The sequence below is a fragment of the Deinococcus arcticus genome, from assembly GCF_003028415.1.
Taxonomy (GTDB): Bacteria; Deinococcota; Deinococci; order Deinococcales; family Deinococcaceae; genus Deinococcus; species Deinococcus arcticus.
The window spans coordinates 26,634-48,106 of sequence record NZ_PYSV01000005.1 but is presented as its reverse complement, the minus strand read 5'-3'; the positions used below and the strand labels follow the sequence as shown (position 1 = coordinate 48,106).

Annotated in this window: 18 protein-coding genes; 10 read left to right on the top strand and 8 right to left on the bottom strand. The window is 67.8% G+C overall.

Translation table 11 applies throughout. The features are described from left to right. Positions 1–29: 29 nt before the first annotated feature. On the bottom strand, positions 30–1,430 hold the full coding sequence (locus C8263_RS06740) for a replication initiator protein A (protein WP_107137367.1): 1,401 nt from the start codon (positions 1,428–1,430) through the stop codon (positions 30–32). Positions 1,431–2,157: 727 nt separating this feature from the next. Here C8263_RS06740 and C8263_RS06735 point away from each other — a divergent pair. Both C8263_RS06735 and C8263_RS06730 read left to right on the top strand, forming a co-directional pair. Continuing rightward, positions 2,158–2,934, top strand: a complete 777-nt coding sequence (locus C8263_RS06735) for a ParA family protein (RefSeq protein ID WP_107137366.1) — start codon at positions 2,158–2,160, stop codon at positions 2,932–2,934. Further along, positions 2,931–3,800, top strand: coding sequence for a ParB/RepB/Spo0J family partition protein (locus tag C8263_RS06730; RefSeq protein ID WP_107137365.1), 870 nt, complete (start codon positions 2,931–2,933; stop codon positions 3,798–3,800). Before C8263_RS06735 ends, C8263_RS06730 begins: the two co-directional genes overlap by 4 nt. 74 nt (positions 3,801–3,874) lie before the next feature. Here C8263_RS06730 and C8263_RS06725 read toward each other — a convergent pair whose 3' ends face one another. From C8263_RS06725 to C8263_RS06715, 3 genes are all read right to left on the bottom strand, one after another. Then, positions 3,875–4,996, bottom strand: coding sequence for an ABC transporter permease (locus C8263_RS06725; protein ID WP_107137364.1), 1,122 nt, complete (start codon positions 4,994–4,996; stop codon positions 3,875–3,877). After that, entirely contained in the window at positions 4,996–5,967 is a 972-nt protein-coding gene (locus C8263_RS06720) for an ABC transporter permease (RefSeq protein WP_107137363.1), read from the bottom strand. The genes C8263_RS06725 and C8263_RS06720 overlap by 1 nt, the downstream gene beginning before the upstream one ends. 134 nt (positions 5,968–6,101) lie before the next feature. Continuing rightward, complete coding sequence (locus tag C8263_RS06715; protein WP_107137362.1) at positions 6,102–7,865, bottom strand: ABC transporter substrate-binding protein; 1,764 nt, start codon at positions 7,863–7,865, stop codon at positions 6,102–6,104. Between the two features lie 152 nt (positions 7,866–8,017). Here C8263_RS06715 and C8263_RS06710 point away from each other — a divergent pair, with 152 nt between their 5' ends. The 4 genes from C8263_RS06710 to C8263_RS06695 are packed head-to-tail and all read left to right on the top strand — an operon-like array spanning position 8,018 to position 11,946. Further along, positions 8,018–8,791, top strand: coding sequence for a GntR family transcriptional regulator (locus C8263_RS06710; RefSeq protein WP_107137361.1), 774 nt, complete (start codon positions 8,018–8,020; stop codon positions 8,789–8,791). A gap of 40 nt (positions 8,792–8,831) precedes the next feature. Continuing rightward, positions 8,832–10,019 (top strand): anhydro-N-acetylmuramic acid kinase, encoded by a 1,188-nt coding sequence (locus tag C8263_RS06705; protein WP_107137360.1) that lies wholly within the window; start codon positions 8,832–8,834, stop codon positions 10,017–10,019. Beyond that, a complete protein-coding gene (locus C8263_RS06700; protein ID WP_107137359.1) occupies positions 10,016–10,945 on the top strand; it encodes an N-acetylmuramic acid 6-phosphate etherase in 930 nt (309 codons plus the stop codon). Before C8263_RS06705 ends, C8263_RS06700 begins: the two co-directional genes overlap by 4 nt. Beyond that, positions 10,933–11,946 carry a serine hydrolase domain-containing protein gene (locus tag C8263_RS06695; RefSeq protein ID WP_107137358.1) on the top strand — a complete coding sequence of 338 codons (1,014 nt, stop codon included), beginning with the start codon at positions 10,933–10,935 and terminating at the stop codon, positions 11,944–11,946. Before C8263_RS06700 ends, C8263_RS06695 begins: the two co-directional genes overlap by 13 nt. Positions 11,947–12,182: 236 nt before the next feature. Here C8263_RS06695 and uraH read toward each other — a convergent pair whose 3' ends face one another. Both uraH and pucL read right to left on the bottom strand, forming a co-directional pair. Further along, the gene (uraH, locus tag C8263_RS06690) at positions 12,183–12,533 is read right to left on the bottom strand and encodes a hydroxyisourate hydrolase (protein ID WP_107137357.1); all 351 of its coding nucleotides are present in this window, start codon (positions 12,531–12,533) and stop codon (positions 12,183–12,185) included. Continuing rightward, a complete protein-coding gene (gene pucL / locus C8263_RS06685) occupies positions 12,530–13,921 on the bottom strand; it encodes a factor-independent urate hydroxylase (protein ID WP_233218683.1) in 1,392 nt (463 codons plus the stop codon). Before pucL ends, uraH begins: the two co-directional genes overlap by 4 nt. A gap of 311 nt (positions 13,922–14,232) precedes the next feature. Here pucL and C8263_RS06680 point away from each other — a divergent pair, with 311 nt between their 5' ends. Then, positions 14,233–14,664: a response regulator gene (locus C8263_RS06680; protein ID WP_107137355.1), complete on the top strand. Its 432-nt coding sequence runs from the start codon at positions 14,233–14,235 to the stop codon at positions 14,662–14,664. A gap of 15 nt (positions 14,665–14,679) precedes the next feature. Here the strand turns inward: C8263_RS06680 and C8263_RS06675 are convergent, their stop codons facing one another. Together C8263_RS06675 and C8263_RS06670 are read right to left on the bottom strand one after the other, a co-directional pair. Continuing rightward, a complete protein-coding gene (locus C8263_RS06675; RefSeq protein ID WP_107137354.1) occupies positions 14,680–14,883 on the bottom strand; it encodes a hypothetical protein in 204 nt (67 codons plus the stop codon). 180 nt (positions 14,884–15,063) lie between these two features. Beyond that, complete coding sequence (locus C8263_RS06670; RefSeq protein WP_107137353.1) at positions 15,064–15,450, bottom strand: HU family DNA-binding protein; 387 nt, start codon at positions 15,448–15,450, stop codon at positions 15,064–15,066. Between the two features lie 309 nt (positions 15,451–15,759). Here C8263_RS06670 and C8263_RS19255 point away from each other — a divergent pair, with 309 nt between their 5' ends. The 3 genes from C8263_RS19255 (at position 15,760) to C8263_RS06660 (ending at position 21,472) form a co-directional block, all read left to right on the top strand. Further along, positions 15,760–15,918 carry a hypothetical protein gene (locus C8263_RS19255; protein ID WP_158263756.1) on the top strand — a complete coding sequence of 53 codons (159 nt, stop codon included), beginning with the start codon at positions 15,760–15,762 and terminating at the stop codon, positions 15,916–15,918. 131 nt (positions 15,919–16,049) lie between these two features. Further along, positions 16,050–16,958: a hypothetical protein gene (locus C8263_RS06665; protein WP_107137352.1), complete on the top strand. Its 909-nt coding sequence runs from the start codon at positions 16,050–16,052 to the stop codon at positions 16,956–16,958. Beyond that, on the top strand, positions 16,895–21,472 hold the full coding sequence (locus tag C8263_RS06660; protein WP_107137351.1) for a beta strand repeat-containing protein: 4,578 nt from the start codon (positions 16,895–16,897) through the stop codon (positions 21,470–21,472). The genes C8263_RS06665 and C8263_RS06660 overlap by 64 nt, the downstream gene beginning before the upstream one ends. The last annotated feature ends 1 nt before the right edge of the window (position 21,473 follow it).

Genomic DNA, 21,473 nt, shown 5'->3' with positions numbered 1-21,473 from the left:
GTGTTTCAGCGGGTGCAGGTCCACCCCTGTCATGTGGGCCGCTGCAGGCTCAGGCGGGCGCGCAGATCCCGCACCACCGCGCCCTTCTGCCCGCTGCTGATGCCCTTGATAGCCCACGCCTTGATCTCCAGCGGGTCTTCCAGGCCCTCGTCCAGCGCCAGGCGCAGTGTGTCCAGCTCCTGCAGCTTCAGGTCGTTGCGCAGCAGGAAGGTCAGGGTGCGCATCACTTCCTCCACCTGTTTCTCGCGCGGCTGGGCCCGCAACCGGGCGTCTTCATCAACTTCCTCCTCAGACGGCCCAGAAGGGCCCTCGAAGAGAGTAGGCTGAGGATTTCCCCGTGCACCTCTGCGCGGCGCCTTGCCGGCCGGTTTCTGAGCCACCATGGGCTCTTCTGGAATCAGATACTTTCCTGGGTTCTTCAAAACGTCCACAAAGAAGGCAGGTTTGGAACGGGGTTTGTACCCGCTGACCAGAATGGTACGGCAGCGAGCCACCGCGTCTTCCACAGCGCCCTCGCCATGTTCGCGCACAAGTTGCAGCGCCCGGGTTTGCGTGACGCCCAGTTCAGCCAGGTCCTGCAGAAGCGCCGGGTCGGGGGGAATGAACGCCTCACCAAAGGTGTACTGCAGCATTTTTTTCTTGCCGCGCCCCAGGTACTCCACGCTTTTCAGAAAGCCCTTTTCCAGCAGTTCTTCGTGCGCGGCGTCCAGGGTGCGCTGGGCCATGCTGGGGCGGTCGGTGACGATCTTGCAAGCTTCGGCCCACTCCATCAGGCCCACCTGATAGGCCATGGCCACGGCGTCCGGGTTTTCGGGGTCGCGGCGCTGGGCATCCAGCAGGCGGTACAGCGCGCGGGTAGGCGGGCGGCGCAGAGTTTGCATGAACGACAGGTCCAGCGACTTGAGGTAACCAGCGCGCACACTGCGGGCAATCTCCTGCGGTAGCGTGATCTGCAGCACGCTGGTGGCGTCAAGTTGATCGGCCTGCCCAGAGGTGAAGGCGATGCGGTCAATGTACCGGAAGTTCACATTCGTCCAGCGCCCACGCGGATGGTCGCGCCAGCCCTCGGAAATGAAGTAGGTCGTGGTGGTCAGGCGCTTGAGGCTTTCGTCCAGCGCGCTGTAGTACCGGCCGCTGGTGTCCAGACCCGCCATCTGCAGCAGCTGATAGGGCGTGCAGGTCACCACGCCGTCGGGCGGCGAGCCCTGGTCAATGTACAGATTGACCAGGGCAGCGCTGATGTCGGTGTCAATCCCGTGGGGCACGCCGTACTCGGGCAGGGCCTGGCAGGTGACGCGGTAGCGCCGCTCCCCGTCTTCAAGTTCCACGCTCCAGTCGCGGTAGTCAGCGGGGATGCGCTCTTGCACGCTGATCAGACTCAACCGGGCGATGTTGAGTTCGTCAAAGCGTCTGATTCCCTTGTCTGCCACTGCCCCCCCCGTGTTGTTGTTTTTCTTTTAGATCTTTTCTTCTGTTTAAAAGATATATGTTGACAACAACAAGCGCCCCACCCGTTCCCGCGTCAGCACGGTATTTTCAGGGCAAAACGGCGCAAGTTGTCCGATAGTTTGGCGCAAGTTGTCCGATAGTTTTGACCCTATTTCGGCGCAAGTTGTCCGATAGTGAGGGGGCAAACGGCGCAAGTTGTCCGATACTTTCGGCGCAAGTTGTCCGATAGGTCGATCTTGCAAACGGCGCAAGTTGTCCGATAGGCAGCATCCAGAACGGCGCAAGTTGTCCGATAGTTAGGAGGAAAACGGCGCAAGTTGTCCGATAGGTCGAGCATCAGCAGTTTCAAATTGATTTTTGGCGTCCTGGATGGAGCTGGCAAAAAAACGGCGCAAGTTGTCCGATAGCGATCTTCTGAAAAACGGCGCAAGTTGTCCGATAGGTCGATTTAAGTATTTTAGCGTAATACTTTGTATGCGTTATGTTATAGACATGATAAGCCAGTTAGATCTCGGCTGCATTCGGCTCTGGCCAGCGGTCGGGGCCTCCTCATGCCCTTCTTGGCCCCTACCCTTGTCGCCTCAATCAAACTTCCTGGCCTGAAACGGCGCAAGTTGTCCGATACCTCCATGGTCTGCTCGTCATGTGACGAGCACAGGATCAGTGACACGCGACAGCCCGACTCTGAACGCGCTAGGCTGGGGCCCAATGCGCACACTGACGCTTTTTAACCATGCCGGCGGGGTCATGAAATCCAGCCTGACCCGCGATGTGGGGCACACGCTGGCGGCGGCCGGGCAACGCGTGCTGCTGATTGATCTGGACCCCCAGGCAAACCTGACCGACTGGCTGGGCGTCAGTGGCGTGACGCGGGACCAGACCGTGTTCAACACCGCCACGCGCGGCGATGGGCTGCCCACCCCCATCCGCGTGCATGAGCTGGACATCCTGCCCAGCGATGTGTCCCTGGCACTGGCCGAAGGGCAGATGCTGGGCGTGGTGGGCGCGCACCTGCACCTGCGACAGGCGCTGGCCGAGTGGCGGGAGCGCTACGACGTTGTCCTGATTGACAGTCCGCCCAGCCTGGGGCAGCTGTCCATTCTGGGGGCTCTGGCCGCCGACCACCTGATTGTGCCCGTGCCCACCCGGCAGAAGGGCATGAACGCCCTGGCAGGGCTGGGTGAGGCGATGGCCACCTACCGCAAACTGCGCCCGGACCTCACGGTGGCCCTGTATGTGCCCACCCTCTATGACGCGCGGCGCTCCCACGACCGCGAGGCGTACGCGGCCCTGAAGGAATTGCTGCAGCCCCTGGCCAGCCCGATTGCTGACCGGGGCGCAGTGTGGAACGACAGCGCCAGTGCTGGGCAGCCCGTGGGGGTATACGCCCCAGGCAGCCCTGTTCACCGCGACGTGCTGCGCGTGAGCGCCGAGATTGCCCGCGCCACTGGCCTGCAGGTGGACATTCCCGGAGCCACGGCGTGACCCGCAAAACCCGGCCGGTGATTGGCGCACGCCTGAGCGGGCTGGTGGCGGGGGTGGACGCCCTGGCCCAGCCGGCTGCCACCACCCTGGCGGTAGGCCAGTTGCGCCCCGGCACCTTTCAGCCCCGGCTGCACTTCAGCGAACAGAGCCTGGCCGAACTGACTGCCAGTATTCAGGAACAGGGTGTGCTGCAGCCGCTGCTGGTGCGCCCCGTGGCAGAGGGGTACGAGATCGTGGCCGGTGAGCGCCGCTGGCGCGCTGCGCAGCAGGCCGGGCTGAGTGAAGTGCCGGTCCTGATTCGCACGCTGGATGACCGCGAAGCCCGGCTGGCCGCTGCCGTGGAGAATCTGCAGCGTGAGGACCTGAACGTGATGGAAGAGGTGCGCGCGAAACTGCAGGTGGCCGCCGTGACCCTGGGCGTGCCCGAGGACGCCGCCGTGGCCCGGATGTTCGCCCTGGACCGCGCGCCTGACGCCGAGCCGGCGCAGGTGACTGCCCTGGACACCGCCTTCAGCGCCCTGGGGCGGGAATCCTGGCGCAGCTTCATTCGCAACCGCGCCGCGGTGCTGAACCTGCCCGAGGAGGTGCAGGCAGCGGTGCGCGCCGGCCTGGACTACCGCAAGGCGCTGGTAATCGGCCGCGCCGGGGCCGCTGAACGCCCTGGGCTGATTCAGGAGGCGCTGGAGGGTGCTACCGTGGCGCAGCTCCGGGAGCGGGTGCGCGGACCGGGCGCCGCCCCTGACCTGTCCCAGATGGTGGCGCAGCAACTTCGTGATCGCCGCACTCTGGCCCGGCTGGATGACCGCCGCCGGGCCAGAGTGCAGAAACTGTTGCAACAGCTGCAGGAGCTGCTGGCCCAGGAGTAAGCAAAGGAACGCCGGGGGCCTGCTGGTGGAGTGACGCCAATCAGCAGGCCCCCGGTTGACTGTGCGCCTCTCCCCTACCGGCTCTGCGTATCGGCGGCGTCGCGAAGGGCGTCGCCCAGGAAGTTAAAAGCCAGCACCGATACCACGATCAGCGCCCCGGGCAGCAGCAGCCACGGGTAAAGGTTCAGGGTCTCGAAGTTCTGGGCGTCCTTGAGCAGCAGGCCCCAGCTGGTCATGGGTTCCTTGATGCCCAGGCCCAGGAAGCTCAGGGCGCTCTCGCCCAGGATGTAGCCGGGCAGGGCCAGGGTGGCCGTCACAATGAGGAAAGACGACAGGTTGGGCATGATGTGGCGCAGGATCACCCGCAGGTCGCTGCCGCCCAGGGCGCGGGCCGCCTGCACATAGTCCACGCCGCGCGCGCCCATCACCTGCCCGCGCACCACGCGCGCCAGCCCCGCCCAGCCGATCAGGGCCAGCACCGCCACGATGCCCAGGTACACCCAGGTGGACGGCCACTTGGCCGGAATCACGGTGGAGAGGGCCAGCAGAATGGGCAGGCGGGGAAACGACAGCAGCACTTCCACCAGCCGCTGGATCACGCTGTCCACCCAGCCGCCGAAGTACCCACTGACGCCGCCCAGCACGATGCCGATAGCAAACGAGATCACAATGCCCACCAGCCCCACGGTCAGGGAGACCTGCGAGCCCACCAGCATGCGCGACAGCAGGTCGCGGCCAAAGCGGTCGGTGCCCAGCAGAAAGACAGTGCCCTCCTGGACGCCGAACAGATGCCACTGGCTGCGAAACACGCCCAGGAGGTTGTAGCCGAACTCTGCGGGGTCCTCCCCACGCACGAAGAACAGGATGGGCAGCGGGCGGCTGCGGTCCTCGGTGAAGGTGCTGGCAAAGGTGACCGGATCGCGGGTTTTCTTGACGCCGTACACGAAGGGGCGCGTGAGCTGGCCGTTGTGGACCACGTGCACGGCCTGGGGCCGCTGATAGGGCGCGTCCTCGTGCTGCGCAGTAATGGAATACGGCGCCAGAAAGCCGGCCAGCAGCGCGGTCAAATAGAGGGCGGCCAGCACCCAGGCACTCAGCACCCCGGCGCGGTTGCGGCGAAAGCGGCGCAGAGCCAACTCGAATGGGCTCTGGCGCCGGGCGGTGGGAGCGGGGGCAGACACGGGCGCGGCCGTCATCAGTCGAACCTCACGCGCGGGTCGGCCCAGGCCAGTGCCAGGTCTGCCAGCAGGTTGCCCAGCAGCAGCAGCAGGGCGCTGAACATCAGCAGGGTCATGGCCACGAACTGGTCCTTGTTCAGCAGGGCGTCATACAGAAAGGGGCCGATGGTGGGCAGGTTCAGCACAATGGAGGCGATGATGGTCCCCGAGATCAGGCCCGGCAGGCTGAGGCCGGCGAGGCTGATGAGCGGATTGACCGCGTTTCTGGCCGCGTGCCCCCACAGCACCCGCCGCGCGGCCAGTCCCTTGGCGTGGGCGGTGCGCACGTAATCCTGATGCAGCACGTCCAGCAGTGAGGCGCGCATCTGGCGCATCAGGCCTGCCACGCCTTCTAAGCCGATGGCCACGACGGGAATCCACAGGTGCGCGAGCAGGTCCAGCACCCGGGCCCCGCTCCAGGGCGCGTCAATGAACTGTGGGCTGAACAGGCCCCCCACGTTGGTGCCGCCCAGGTTCAGCACCAGGGCAATCAGCAGCAACGCCACCAGAAAATCTGGCGTGGCGAGGCTGATATAGCCCAGAAAGTTGAGGATCGTGGCCCGCTTGCGGTGCTGGTGAATGGCGGTGTAGATGCCCAGCGGCACTGCAATCACCCACGACACCAGCAGCGTCAGCATGGCCAGAAAGACGGTCCAGCCCAGCCGCTCCCAGATCAGGCTGCCCACCGGGCGCCCGTTAGCAAAGGAATACCCAAAGTCTCCCTCGGTGACGATGCCGCGCACCCAGTTCAGGTACTGCGCCCACAGCGGCTGGTCCAGGCCCAGCTGCCGCGTCATGGCGGCCAGCGACTCCGGGGTCACGCGCGGATCTTCCCGGAACTGGTCCAGAAAGCTGCCGGGTTGCAGCTGAATCACGGCGAAGCACACCACGCTGATCAGCAGCAGCGTGGGGATCATGCCCAGCAAGCGGCGCAGGGCGTAGGTCAGCATGGGGGGGTTGTGGAAGGTGGGTGGTGGGTGGGAGGAAAAAGCAAAGGCAGCTCCTTCTGGGGGACAACGCGCAAAGGGGTGGCCCGGTGGTGGAGCACTTCAGCCCACAACCCGCAGCCCACCCCCTCCAAGCTCTACTTCTGGTAGATCAGCGGCACCGGGTTGTAGCCCGGAATTACGCCCAGGTTGTACACATAGTTGCCGTATTTGTTGCTTACAGCGCCAATGTTTTCAGGCTTGGCGATGGGGGTCACCGGCAGGTTCTGGGCGAACAGTAGCTGCCAGCGGGTGTACAGGGCCTTGCGGGCGCTGGCGCTGGGCTCCACAGCCGCCTTGTTGAAGATGTCGTAGATTTCCCGCTCCCACGCGGCCATTTTCGCGGTGTTGGCGGCGTCGCCGTCCCTGGCGGGCTGGGGCGCGCGGTGCCAGTAGTACAGGCTGCCGCCGGGCTGCCAGATGGGCCGGCGCAGTTCGGGGTCAGGCTGGTCGCCAAAGGCGTGCAGGATCATTTCCCAGTCGCCGCTCTGCCCGGTGGCCAGCAAGCGGCTGGAGAGAATGCCCTTCAGGTTCACCTTCACGCCCACCTTGGCAAAGTCGCTTTGCAGGATGGTCGCCATGGGCGGGTATACGGCGCTGTCAGTGCCGTAAGTCAGGTCAATTTCCAGGGGTTGGCCGCCCGGCAGCAGGCGAATGCCCGCCGCGTTCTTTCGGCTCAGGCCCATGGCGTCCAGTGCGCGCCCCGCCGCCGCCAGATCAAATTCGCCCAGCTGGCGGGTGGTGTTCACGTAAAACGCCTTGTTGGCCGGGGCCACCCCGTGCCCGGGCAGGCTGGCCAGCCCGTTGTACACGGAATCAATGATGCGCTCGCGGTTGACCGCCATCTGCATGGCGCGCCGGAAGCGCACGTCACTGAACACCTTGGCCAGCGCCGGGTTCTTGGCGTCGAAGTTGTAGGCCACGAAGGGCGGGCTCCCGAACAGCGCTGTGGAGCGCATCACCTTGAAGGGCGCGCCCGCCACCTCCTTCTGCTTCAGGTCGGGAAACTGCGCGCCGCTGATGTTCAGCTGGTCCAGGTTGCCCGCCAGGAACTGCGCCACCTGCGCCTGGGGGTCGCGAATAATCAGGAATTCCAGGCGGTCAAGGTAGGGCAGCCTTGTGCCGGCGGCGTCCACCTTCCAGTAGTTGGGATTGCGGGTCAGCGCCACCTTCTGCCCGGCCGTGTAGTTGGCCAGCTTGAAGGGCCCGGTGCCCACCACCTCAGTTTCCGCCACGTTGGTGGGCCACGCGCCGTTGATGTCGGCGGGTTTGGCGCCGCTCTCCTGGCCAAACTTGACCAGCTTGTGCTGCGGCATGATGAAGTAGCGCTGCTGCAACAGGAAGGCGGGCGCCGGGCGCGGCAGGGTAAAGCGCACCGTCATGGAATCCACCTTGGCAATGGTCACGGCCTCGCCGCCCAGGCGGAAGTTGCCTGGGTCGCCGGCGCGCGCTTCCGGGTTCATGATCATGTTGCGGTAGGTAAAGAGCACGTCGTCGGCGTTGAACGCCTGTCCGTCGCTCCACTTGACCCCGCCCCGGAGCTTGAAGGTGTACACCTTGCCGTCCGGGCTGATGGTCCAGCTCTCGGCCAGCGCCGGCTCGATCTTGTAGGTGGCGAGGTTGAATTCCACCAGCCCATCGAACATCTGCTGCGAGATCAGCCCCAGGTTGTTGTCAATCACGCCGTAATAGAACAGGCTCTGGGGGCTATCGCCCAGTGGCAGGGTGTAGGTGCCTCCACTCTTGCCGCCCACCACGCCCAGGCTGCCCAGGCCCGTCATTTTCTTGGGGGCGGCGTGGGCCGCGCCGAGCAGGGCCAGCGAGACCAGGGAAACACAACGGGCAATGCGGCCTACATGCATGGAAAACCTCCGGGCAGTCGTGAAGCGGCAGGTGGGGACCCGGCAGCGTGCCACCGCTGCCAGCAAGTTGTCAGACACCCCAGCCTAAGACCAATCACAGTCCACTTGCAACCTCTGGGCAAAGTGGCCTGCAGGTGGTACGGTCAGAGGCAATGCTTCCGTCCTCCCTGCCCTGGGCCCTGCCCCTGGATCCGGCGAGCGCCACCCCGGTGTATGTCCAGGTGGCGCAGGGGCTGACCCAGCGCATTGAGAGCGGGCACCTGCGCGCCGGCAGCGCCCTGCCCGCCGAGCGGGAACTGGCCGCCGGGCTGGGCGTGTCGCGCGTGACGGTGCGCCAGGCGCTGGCGCTGCTCTCGCAGCAGGGGCTGCTGACCCGGCGCCACGGCAGCGGCACCTTCGTCACGCCGCCGCCCCGGCCGGGCGAACTGCCCAGCCGCTCGCTGGGGCTGCTGTCCTCCTTTTCCGAGGACGTGCGCGCCCGGGGGCAGATACCCGGCGCCCGCGTCCTGAGCTTCGAGCGCGTGCGCCCCAGCCCCCAGGAGGCTATGAGCCTGGCCCTGTCGCCTGGGGAACGGGTGTACCGGCTGCGCCGGGTGCGCACCGCCGATGGCGAGCCGCTGGCCGTGGAGGACTCTGCCCTGCCGGCGGCGCTGGTGGGCGAGCTGCGTCCGGCCGACGTGCAGGACGCCAGCCTGTACGCCCTGCTCTGGGCGCGGGCCCTGAGCCCGGCGCGGGCCATCCGGCACCTGCGCGCCGTGAACGCCGACCTGACCCTGGCGCCGCTGCTGGGCGTGCCGGTGGGCGCCGCGCTGCTGACCACCGACCGGGTGTCGTGGCTGGCAGACGGGCGGCCCATCGAATACGCCCGCGCCCACTACCGGGGCGACCGATCCGACTTCGTGATGGAACTGCAGGGCGGCGCATGAGGCGCGTTCCCGGCGCCGCGCTCCGGCCGGGGGCCTGTGCATGACCGGCCGCCCTGCCCGCGTGCTGGGCCTGATGAGCGGCACCAGCGCCGACGGCATAGACGCCGCGCTGCTGGAACTGCCCGGGTGGCCCGCGCTGGGTGCTGGTGGGCCCTGGCCGCCGCTGCCCGGCCCGGCGCCGCGTGGCCGGGTGCTGGCCCACACCTTCACGCCCTACCCCCCCGAGCTGCGGGCCGCCGTGCTGCGCGCCGCGCAGAACGAGGGCACCCCGGCCGAGCTGACCCAGCTGCACTGGGCGCTGGGCGAGGCCTTTGCCCGGGCAGCGGCCCCCCTGGCCCGGGACGCCGACCTGATCGCCAGCCACGGCCAGACAGTGCAGCACCACCCTCGCCCGGACCCGGCGCGCGGCTGGGCCCGGCCCGCCACCCTGCAACTGGGCGAGCCGGCTGTAATTGCCGCCCACACCGGCCGGCCCGTGGTGGCCGACTTCCGCCCCGCCGATCTGGCCGCCGGGGGGGTGGGGGCGCCGCTGGTGCCGCTGGCCGACTGGGCGCTGTTTGCCCAGAGCGGAGTGCGCCGGGCCCTGCACAATCTGGGCGGCATCAGCAACCTCACGTACCTGCCCGGCACCGAGGCGGCGGCGGTGCTGGCCTTTGACACCGGCCCCGCCAACTGCCTGCTGGACGAGGTGGCTGGCCGGGCGGGCCACACACACGACGAGGGCGGGCGGCTGGCCCAGGCGGGCACCATTCACGAACCTACCCTGGCCGCGTGGCTGGCCCACCCGGAACTGGGCGCCCCGCCCCCCAAGGCCACCGGGCGCGAGGTCTGGACGCTGGCCCGCCTGCCCCAACTGGCCGAGCTGTCCCTGCCGGATCTGGCCGCCACCGCCGTGGCCCTGACCGCCCGCACGGTGGCCGGCGCCTACCGCCGCTGGGTGCTGCCCCGGGGCCTGGACGAGGTGGTGGTGCTGGGCGGCGGCGCGCGCAACCCGGTGCTGGTGGCCGCTCTGCGCGCCGAACTGCCCGTGCCGCTGCGCACGGCGGCCGAGCTGGGCTGGAACGACCACGGCTTCACCGACGCCAGCCGGGAAGCGGCGGCCTTCGCCTTTCTGGGCTACGCCCGCGCGCAGGGCTGGCCGAATACCCTGCCGCACACCACGGGCGCGGCCCACGCGGCCCTCTGCGGCACCTGGACCCCCGCCCCGCCCACCGGAGCCCTGCCATGACCGAGCCCGCCCCTGCCGCCAGCGCCGACCCCCGCCGCACCGAGGGACTTCACCCCCTGCACCCCCATCTGGACGCCCTGAGCACCCTGGAACTGGCCCAGACCTTCGCAAGCGATCAGCTGGACGCGGTGCAGGCGGTGCGCCGCGCCGCGCCCCAGCTGGCCCGCGCCGCCGACGCCGCCCTGCCCCGGCTGGCGCGCGGCGGTCGGCTGCTGTATGCCGGGGCCGGCACCAGTGGGCGCCTGGGCGTGCTGGACGCCTCGGAACTGCCGCCCACCTTTTCCTGGCCGCCAGAGCGCGCCCTGGCGGTGATTGCGGGGGGCGAGCGGGCCATCCGGCAGGCCACCGAGGGCGCCGAGGACGATGAGGCGGCGGGCAGGCAGGCCATTGCGGGCCTGCAGCCTGCCCCCGACGACGTGCTGATTGCCGTGGCCGCCAGCGGCACCACGCCCTGGGTGCTGGGGGCGGTGGCGGCGGCGCGCGCGGCCGGCGCCCTGACCGTGGGGCTGGCCAACAACCCGCTGACCCCCCTGCTGACGGCCACCGACTGCCCGGTGCTGCTGGACACGGGCCCGGAACTCATCAGTGGGTCCACCCGCCTGAAAGCCGGCACCGCCCAGAAAATCGCGCTGAACACCCTGTCCAGCACGCTGATGGTGCGCCTGGGCAAGGTGTACGGCAACCTGATGGTGGACCTGCGCGCGGGCAACGCCAAGTTAGAGGCCCGCGCGCTGCGGCTGGTCATGCACGCCACCGGCGCGGCCGAGGGGGTGGCCCGCGCCGCCCTGAGCGAGGCGGGCGGGCAGGTGAAGGTGGCGGTGGTGAGCCTGCGGCTGGGGGTGGGCGTACCCGAGGCGCAGCGTCGCCTGGAGGCCGCTGGAGGCCACGCCCGCGCCGCCCTGGGAGAAGGGGAATGGGGCCTCTGATTCCGGCGCGCACCCACGCCCTGCTGGCTGCCGCCGTGCAGACCCCGGGGGGCCCGTCCGGCGCGGCGCTGGGGGTGGTGGACCAGACTGGGCGGCGCGAGACCCTGGTGCTGGGGCTGGCCCAGCGCGAGCCGCACCCCCAGCCCCTGCCCGAAGACAGCTGGTGGGACCTTGCCAGCCTGACCAAACCGCTGCTGACTGCCCGTGAGGTGCTGCGGGCGCTGGAAGAGGGCCTGCTGGACCTGGATGATCCCCTGGGCCGCTGGTTGCCCGACCTCGCCTGGATGCAGGACACGCCGCTGCGGGCGCGCACCCTGCGCCAGCTGCTCACCCATACGGCGGGGCTGGGGCCCTGGAGCAAGCTGTACACCTGGGGCGACGCGGCGACCATCCGCGCCCGCTTCCTGCAGGAACCCTGGCCGGTAACAGAACCGGGCGCGGTGGTGTATTCCGACCTGGGCTATGTGCTGCTGGGCCGTGTGCTGGAACGGCTGCGCGGCCGGCCCCTGCGCGAGTTCCCACTGGACCCCGGCCTGAGCTTCACCCCCGACCCGGCCCGGAGCGTGGCCACCGAACACTGCCTGTGGCGCGAGCGCCTGCTGCGCGGCGAGACCCACGACGAGAACGCGGCGGCCCTGGGCGGCGTGGCTGGGCACGCGGGGCTGTTCGGCACCCTGGACGGCGTGCTGGCACAGGCCGAACTGCTGCTGCGCGGCGGCTGGCTGGGGCGCGCGGCGCAGGCCCTGGCCCTGCAGCCCCAGGCCCCCGAACGCACGCTGGCCTTTGTGCAGGCCTGCCCCGGCTGGAGCGGCGGCAGCCTGTGCAGCCCGCAGGCGGCTGGCCACACCGGCTTTACCGGCACGGGCCTGTGGGTGGACCCCGGCCACGGCCGCGCCTGGGTGCTGCTGACCAACCGCGTGCACCCTTCGCGCCACAGCGGCTTCGACATTCAGGGGGTGCGGCGGGCGGTGGGGAATACGCTGCTGGCCGGGGTGGCGTAGGGCCTGTGAGAGGGGCGAGGGCCTGCATACCGTCAGGAGGTCGGGAAGTCGGGGGGGGGCCTGTCTCGACCTCTTGGCCCGCCTGCCTCCCTAAGGACGTTGCCCCTCATGGTGCGACTGTTTAGGAGAGCACCGAAAAGTCTTCACGCCCGGTGCAACGTCCTTTGTTCGAGACTCGCGCTGCGGCGCCGCTGTCCCCGACCGCTCGGTTGATCTAAAGATCAACAGCGAGCGACTTAACTTCCCCGGTACGTGCTGTATGCCCACGGTGACACCAGCAGCGGCACATGGTAGTGCGCGCCGGCATCCGCCACGGTGAAACGCAGGGTCACCACGTCCAGAAAGGGCGCGTCGCCCCCGGTCAGGTCGGCAAAATAGGGAGCCACCTCAAACACCAGTTCGTAGGTGCCGGCCCTCAGGGCACCCCGGGCGATCAGGGGGGCGTCGGTGCGGCCGTCGGCGTTGGTTACGGCCCCGCACAGCCGCTCGCGCCTCTCGCCCACCCGGAACAGTTCCAGCCGGATGCCTGCCGCTGGGCGGCCCCGCGCGGTGTCCAGCACATGGGTGCTGAGCCCGGCGCCGCTCACGCCCGCTCCACCCAGCCCTCAATCACGCCGTAGGGCTCGGCGTCGGCGTGAAAGATGGTACCCGGGTTGTCCAGGCCGTAACGCTCCAGCGGATACAGGATGTGGTGGCGGTTGGGAAAGGAAAAGTGAATGCGCTCAATCTCCGGGCAGCGGGTCAGCACCGCCTCGCCTATGCGGTACAGGGTGCGCTGCATGGAGGGCGAAAAGTGATCGGGAAAGGTGTCCAGCAGCGCCGTATACACCGCCTGCCACACCGCGTCGTAATCGCACTCGGGCGCGGCGTAGGTCCAGCGGGCGCTGACCACGGTGGCCAGAATGCGGTCGTGCGTGTCGGGCAGGGTGGTATAGGCGTCGCGGTGAAAGCCGGCCCAGCCGCTTTCCGTGGTTTTCAGGATGTACAGCTCTTCTATGCCGCTTTCCACCGTGAAGCCCTGACCGTCCCCCTCCACCCAGGCGGTGTGCTTGGGCATCTGGCGTACAAAGGCGTGGTCGTGGGGCTGCCCGCCACTGGGCATCCGGGCCCAGGTGTGTTGCGTAAAGGTCACGCGCGCGCGCTCCACCCGGGGCCCCTGGGTCACGAAATGCCGGATCAGGTGTTTGCCGAACGCTTCCACGCTCTCCGTCAGGCCGTCTCGGGCCAGCGCGTACACGGTGTTGCGCATGGTGTCAGTGGCCACCAGCCCGGTGTTGTCGCCCCCGGTGTGGGCGGCCTCGAAGTCCCCGGTGACGGCCACACGCACCTGTACGTCCTTGATGTCGTGGCGCGGGCCGTCCCGGAAAACCTTGAACAGGCGCACGTCCGCCTTGCCGTAATTGTTCTCGCCCAGCTTGACCTTCACCGTCATGGCGGCTCCTTGGGGGTGGGGGGGTTCGGGGGCCACGAGGTCCAGCACCCGCAGCCGGGCAATGCGGCCTATCTCGTGCAGGGCCGCCGCGCGTTCTTCCTCTGGGGTGTGGCCCAGGCGGCGCCGGGCCCCCTCAAAGATGCTGGCCTTGGTGTGTTCGCGCACGCACACCACGTAGGGCAGGGCAAAACGCGCGTGGTAGGCAGCGTTCAGGGCCTGAAACTCGGCGTATTCTTCCGGGCTCAGGCGGTCCAGGCCTGCGCCCGCCTGTTCGCGGGTGCTTTCGGGCGTCAGCTCGCCGGCCAGGGCAGCCTTGCCGGCCAGATCGGGGTGCGCGCGGATCAGGGCCAGCTGCTCTTCCGGGGCGCTGGCCTGGACGGCGTGGGCAAAAGCCTGGGCCACGCTCTCGGCGTCTCTGTAGGGCCGTGCGGCCGCCACCTGCGCGGCGTAATGCGGCGAGTGTTCCAGCACGCCCGCAAAATGGGCGGCGAATTGTTGGGGACTCAGGCGGTTCAGGGTGGACAGGGGCAGGGCTTCGGGCACCAGAAAGCACACTCCAGTTGTCGGCTGGGCGGTCCCCAGACCAGGGCAGGCCGCGCAACCAGGACAGGACAAGTTCTGTGTGGCCCGAGGATAGCGGACGAACGCCCCGGCCGGGCGACGGGGCCGGGCAGCAGGGCCGGGCACGCAGCGAAAGGCTGGAAGCGCTGGGCGCTGCCCCTTCCTGGTGGGGTTTTCCACAGTGGAGATCGGGCCAGTGCGTATAGTGCGGCCATGATCCGTGTCTCTCTTCTCTGCGCTGCGGTCCGCGCTGACTTTTGCGCTGGCCATCCGCCCCGGCGCACCTGGCAGCGATGACGCGCCCCTTTCATGTGCTGCTGGTGGACGACAACCCTGCCGACCTGCTGCTGGCCCAGGAAGTCTTTGCCGAGCACAGCGGCGAACTGCAGATTGAAACCTGCCGCAGTGGCCCCGAGGCCCTGGCCACCCTGCGCCAGCACACCGAGCTGCCCGACGTGGTGATGCTGGACGTGAACATGCCCGGGATGTCGGGTTTTGAGGTGCTGGAAGCCCTCAAGGAAGACGCGCGGCTGCGCTGCATTCCCGTCGTGATGCTCTCCACGTCCTCGCAGCCCGGGGACATTGAGCGGGCCTATACCCTGCACGCCAGCTCGTACATGGTGAAATCGGGCAGTTTTCAAGCCTTTCTGGAACAGGTGGACGCCTTTGTGGGATTCTGGCGCCAGAGCCGCACCATCAACTGGCCCAAGCGGCTCCACCGTTAGGCCCAGAAGAGAGGGTCAGCTCAGGTCCACATTCAGGGCCTGGTCTGTGTCAGCCGGTGGAGCCAGCGTCACAGGGCGGCCCTGCATCTTCAGGCAGGTTTTGCCGCCCAGAGTGCGCACCGTCAGCCGCACGGGCTGCCCCGGGTGCAGGCGCGGGTCGTCGCTACTGAGCACCTCTCCAGTCAGGGCGGCAGCATCGTCACGGCGAATGGAAATCATGGATCACCTCCGGGAAAAAGGGGGCTGGCCTGCCCACGCCTCGTGCTGCCCACTGTGCCTGCCGGACATGACAGCCGCATCCCTGCACCATGAACGGGGCCGCGCCGCGCCCCTCACCTGCGGGTCAGGGGGAACCAAAAAAACGCGCCCAGACGGGCGCGCTTGGCAAGGAGCCTGAAATTACAGGTTGCCCTTGAGGGTGCTGGCGACCTTGAAGGCCACTTTCTTGCCAGCGGGAATCTGGATCTTCTCGGAGGTGCCGGGGCGCACGCCGGTGCGCGCGGCGGTGGCCTTGACGCTCAGGGTGCCCAGGCCGGGCAGGCCCACGCTCTGGCCGCCCTTGATGGCGCCCACCACAACGTCCAGCATGGCGCTCACGGCTTCCTCGCTCTGCTTCTTGGTCAGACCGGTGCGGTCAGCGACCATTTCCACGAGCTGGGTCTTGGCGACCTTGTTGCTCTCGCCAGCGGCGCGCTTGGGAGCGGCAGCTTTCGCGGCGGGAGCGGCCTTGGCCGCAGTCTTCTTGGCGGGGGCTTTCGCAGACTTTTTCGTCATGGTGAGCAGCATGACATATGACGCTGCGCTTGGGAAGAGGGACCAGAACCAGGAACGCCCACCAGCACGCCCTTTCGCAAGGAGGGGTCCAAAAAACGTTGTCCTGGACGGCAATTTGATCAAGTCCTCATGGATGCCGTGCTGCACGGAAGAACTGCCATTGCTCCCCTGTGGCCACCGGTTGGGAGGCGCCCGGCAGGTTTTGCAGGCGCAGCAAGCAAGTGGGACGGCTGCCATACCGGCGCCTCTGACAGACAGAAGGCCTGTCTTCTGGGTGAGCAGTCAGGTTTCAGAGAGGGCATGGAGATTAGAGTTATATTGATGAAGCCTTTAGAAAATGAGCAGCCCCTCGTCCCGCTGCTAATGCCCTACGAGCCGCCCATGGTTCGTGAACTGGGCCCATGGACAGTGGTCACCCTGGCCCAGAGCGTGGCCATCACCGGTACAGGCCTGTTTGACCCTGGACAGCAGGAGTGGTAAGGCCCGGGTCTTTGGGCGCGCGAGTCCTGATCCGTGGCCGCACGACGCTGTTCTTCCTGCCCACCGCGCTTCTGGCGGGGTGCGCGGGTGTGCCGGCACCGGTCGCCCCGGCGCCGCAGCCTCTGGGTTTGATGGAATTGACGATCAGTGGGCTGGGCACGGGCCCGGTTTCGGCGTCGCTGCGCCCCTTGGGGGCCGCCCTGTCGCCCCAGGCCATCACCACCCTGCCTGGGGGCATTCAGGTGCGCGCGCTGGCCAGCAGCGCGTTTGATGTGGGTGCGCGTGGCGCGGGGGGCCAGCGCTACCTTTCGGCCACCTTCGAGGTGCGCAATGCCAGTCAGACCGCGCAGGCTGCCTACCCGGACGCACGGCAGCAGCTGACGTTCTTTGCTGCAGGCGCGCCGGGCAACCTTCAGGGCACGGCCATCACCCGGCTCGTGCGCTTCGACACTTCCCCGGCCGATCCCACCATTGCGCTGAACCTGTTGCCCACCCACGGCATGGATTACAGCCCCCTGCAGGGCAGGGCCCTGGTGCGCCCCCACGCGGCGGACCTGCAATTCTTTACCGAGGCCGAGGCCGATCCGGCCACTTGGGCTCAGGGCAGCGCCGTGACAGACGCCGGGGTGAGCACCATCTTTCCGTATGGGTTCGTGGTGCGCCATGTCAGTGGCGTGGGCCGCACGCTGCCGGCAAATCCCGGGGCCAGTCAGTTTGACGGCCGGGTGACCTTTGCCTACCGCCTGCCACTGCAAAGCGCAGCCGCCGATGATCCCTATCAGGTGCGCATCCTGCTGCAGGCGGCAGAAGATACCACCCCCCGGGTCAGCGAAAGCCTGGAAGAACAGACCACGCCCGGCGCCCAGACCGTCAGCCAGCGCGCCGCCGCGCTGCAGGGCACCCTTCCTGCCGGCACAGCGGTGCAGGTGGCCACGCTGTCGGGCAGTACTTACGCCGGGGCCAGTCCTGTAGCGGTGTGCCGCGTCCGTACGGCGGGCACGGCGGCGGCCCCCACCACCTTCCTGGGGAGTTCCTGCTGATGACCTACCAGAACACCATGCGGCGCACTTCGCTGACGGCCCTGCTGGGGCTTGGCCTGCTCGTCGGCTGCACCAGAGTGGAGGCGCCGGTCCTCCCTGTCCCAGCGCCGCCAGTGGCCGCGCCTGTGGTCACGCCGCCGGCCCCTCCGGTCACGCCTGCTCCTGCCCCCACACCCGGTCTGGGAGATGCCCTGGGACTGGTGGAGATCCGGTTCGAGAACATTGGCGCAGAGACGATGACCGCCTCAGCCCAGTCGGTGCGCTCGGGCCTTCAAGGCCAGGGGTTGACCACGGCCGGTGGGGTGCAGCTGGAACTGGCTTCCCGGGGCTCGTTTACCACGGGTACGCGGGGTGCGGGCGGCCACCGGCACCTGTACGCCACTTTCCGTGTGCGCAATGCCACCAGTGCCGGGGTGGCCTCGCCGCAGGCCCGGTCCAACCTGACGTTCATTGCGGCCAGCACCCCGGGCACCGTGGGCGAGACGCCGATGAGCTCGTTTCTGAAGTTTGACGGCACCGCTGCAAACCCGGCCATTGCGCCCACCATCCTGCCCACGCACGGGATGGCGCCCGATCCCCTGTCCGGCGGCGCGCGCCTGCTGCCGGGCGGCGAGGACCTGCAGATCTTTACCGAACAGGAAGTGGATCCGGCGCGCTTTCAGACGCCCACCACGCCGGCTGCCCTGGGGGTGACCCGCCTGTTTCCCTACGGCTTCGTGGTGCGCAACGTGAACACGCCGGGCAGCCGGGCCCTGCCGCCCAATCCAGCCGCTGGTCAGTTTGATGGACTGGTGACCTTCGCCATGAAGGTGCCGCTGCAGGCCACCCCGGCCGAGGACCCGTTCTCGTTCAGCATGATGTTTGAAGCGGTGGACGATTCGTTGACCCGCGTCACCGAAAGCGCCGAGGAACAGGCGCTGGGCAGTCAGGCGGCGGCGCGCGCCGCCGCCCTGAATGCCACCGAGATCGCCGCGCTGTGCGGCACGACCTCCACCGGGCCCGGGCTCAAATTCATTCCCTCGGTCACCACGGCGGGCAATACCGTGCGGCGGGCCAAGCTGGGCGGCGACTTCATCATCACCGAGTACGCCGCGCCAGCGGTCTCGGCCATCGGCAATACGGCCCTGACGGTCCCGGCCAGTCAGGGGCTGCTGGCCCGGGTGCAGGCAGTGCCCACGCAGGGCCAGCCGGCGCCCACCCTGAGCGCCACCGTGGCGGGTACCAGCGCCCGGGGCGGAAATGTCACGGCCAATCCGGATGGCAGCGTGGCCTTTGACCCCAAAGCCGGGGACGGCGGGGTGGCCGACACCATCTCCGGCACGGTCTCGGACGGCAGCTGCACCACCCCTGCCGGAGTCCTGAACACCACTATTAACATTGGTCAGCGTGTCTGGTACGTCAAAAATGACGCCGCAGCCGGTGATGGCCGCCGATCTGGTCCCTTTGCCACCCTGGCGGCGGCCCAGACCGCTTCGGGTGACGGGGACATCATCTATGTCTACCGGGGAGACGGCACCACGGCCAACCAGAACGCGGGCATCACCCTGAAGGCCAACCAGAAACTGATTGGTCAGGGGGTTCCCTTGACTGTGGGCAGCACGGCGGTTGAGCCTGCCGGTCAGGCCCCAACCATCGGGCACACCACCGGCGCCGCCGTAACCCTTCCGGGCAGCGCTGCGGGCACCACCGAGATCCGGGGCCTGACGATCAATGCGGGCGGAACGGGCGCCCAGGGCATCGCCGGCACCACCTTCGGAACCCTGACTGTCGCGGACCTGTCTGTGAGCACCACGGGTGGCCCGGCGCTGAATCTGACCACCGGCACGGTCAACGGCACCATCGGCACGCTTTCGAGCACCGCCAGTGCGGGGGCGGGTCTGACGTTCACCACCGTGAACGGCACGCTGACAGGCACGTCTGGTTCGGTGACGGACGCGGTGGGTACAGGGCTGAATATCAGTGGTGGCGCGCTGAACCTGACCTACGGCGGCAGCCTGGCCAAAGCGGCCACTGGCGCCTTGCTGAGCGTCTCGGGGGGGCATACCGGCACGCTGAGTCTCACCGGGAACCTCAACGCCACGGCGGGCACTGGTCTTCAGTTCGACAACGCCGACGGCACCTACCTCTTGAATGCGGTGTCGGGCACGGCCGCACTGAACGGCGGCGACGCGGGCATTGACATTCTGAGCGATTCAGCCGGAACCTTCACGTTCGGCCCGGGAGTGGCGATCACCAATCCCACCGGCACGGCCTTCCGGATCAATGGCAGCGCCCCCACCGTGACCATGCGGGGGCCCATCGCCAAAGCCAGTGCGGGCCGGGTTGTGGACATCACCGACATGCCGTCTGGGACCGTCACCTTTGGCGGCGGCGCGGTGACGGGTGGTGCTACCCCAGCCCTGACTGCCACAGCCGGTGACGGCATTCTGCTATCAAATATGGACGGCACAGTGAACTTCACAGGCAACACGGCCCTGAGTGGCGGCAGCGGCGTGGATGTGGTCAACGGTTCAAGTGGCACGGTCCTGTTCTCGGACACCTCAAGCGTCACAGGGCAGGGAACGGCAAACATCGCCCTAGATGTGAACGGCGGCGCGCCCACCTTGACTTACCGTGGAACCTTGACGCACAACGCGGGCCGGGTGGTGTCCGTGCAAAACCTTACGGGAGGCAGTGTCATGGTCTCCGGCACCGTCACGAGTGGCACCGCCGCCTTGCCCACCGGCCGGGGGGTGCTGCTCCAGAACAACACGGGCGGCAGCGTGACCTTCAGCGGGCCGTCCAAGTCGTTCTATACCGGTGCCAACCCAGCGGTCATAGCGGTGAACAACACCGGCGCTACACTGCTGATGCCGAACGGCGGCCTGGCCATCACGACCACCACCGGAAATGGACTTGCCGTGACCGGTGGCGGAACGGTGGCCGTTACAGGCGTCACCAATACCATCACCAGCGCGGGCGGCATTGCACTGATCGTGCAGAACACGACGATTGGCGCCGGTGGGCTGAACTTCCGGCAGATTAACGCCACCGGCGGCACCCACGGCATCCTGCTGAACAATACGGGCAGCACAGCGGGCCTGACCGTCCTGGGTGACGGCGCGTCCAATACGGCGACGACCACCCGTGGGCGTATCACCGCCGCAGCTGGCGGCGGCACCCTTGCGCCTGGCTCTGGCGGCATCATTCAGGGGGCCAGCACGCGCGGCGTGTCACTGACCAACACGGGGCCCGTGGTGCTGCGCAACATGGTCCTTCAGAACAACGGCTCGGCGGGCGCCGACGCAACCCGGGCGGGCATCTGGGCCGAAGGTGTGCCGCAACTGGACCTCGACAACCTGCTGGTGTCTGGCCATGCCGGGAATTTCGGGCTGCGTGCGCTGAACAGCGGCAATATCACCATCATGCACTCGCAGTGGGAGAACAACGCCACCACCGCCGGGGTCGAGGCCACAGACATCTGGAACGTTGCTCTTGAGAACCTGTCCGGCACCTCATCGTTCAAGCATTCCCTGTTCCAGAACAGCCGGGAAATGACGATTGGCTGGTCCCAGAAGAACGCTGCGTCCGGCACCTTGAACATTGAGAATGCCGAAGTCAGTGGGACCACGGCAGGCAACGGCGTGAACCTGAGCGCCTTCAATACCTCCACGGCAAACCTGACGGTCAAGGGCAGTTCCATCCTGAACAACTCGTCCACGGGCCTTCAGTACGCCACCAACGACGCTTCTGGCGGCGCTGTCACGGTGGAACAGAACACGCTGAGTGGGCAGGTGGTGGATATTTCCCTGGCACACCAGGGTGCAGGCCGAACCGTGACCTACAGCGTGCTGAACAACACCACGCGTCAGCAGTTCAGGGCGGGCTCCAGCAACTCCATCAACATCTACCAGGGCGGAACCTCAACCGCGAGCACCATCATGCGGGGCACCGTGCAGGGCAATCAGGTGGGGAACGCGGCCATTGCGAACTCGGGGTCTGACCTGGGGCGCGGCATTTTCATTGAAGCGGCGGGTGCGGGGACCAGCACGGCGCTGGTCAGTGGGAACACGGTGCGCCAGATCAAGCAGGAGTCGGCGTTCTACGGCCAGGTGGCCAAGGGCACGGCGACAGCGGCCACCAGCCCACGCCTGAACCTCACCTTGACGGGCAACGATTTCCAGGTGAATACGGCGTCAGTCAATGCACTGGCCGGGGTGGAACTGGTGGCCGGCACCATTCCGAATATCGGTGATAACCCGACCCTGTGCGTTAACATGCAGAGCAATACCGCTTTCGTCGGTCATTCGACCTTCGCGGGCGTGTACATGGTGACCTCGGGCTTTACAGGAAGCGGAACGTCGGCCAATCCCACGGTGGAGCTGCAGGGGTACGCCGGCGCCGCGAACAATCTGGCCCAGATTGAAGCCTTCCTGGGTTCATCGGCGCGCGCCACCACGAACACCCCGGCACCTATCATGGCGCAGACCACGGGCACTGTTCGCGCCGCAACGGCAGCCTGCCCCACGCCGTAGT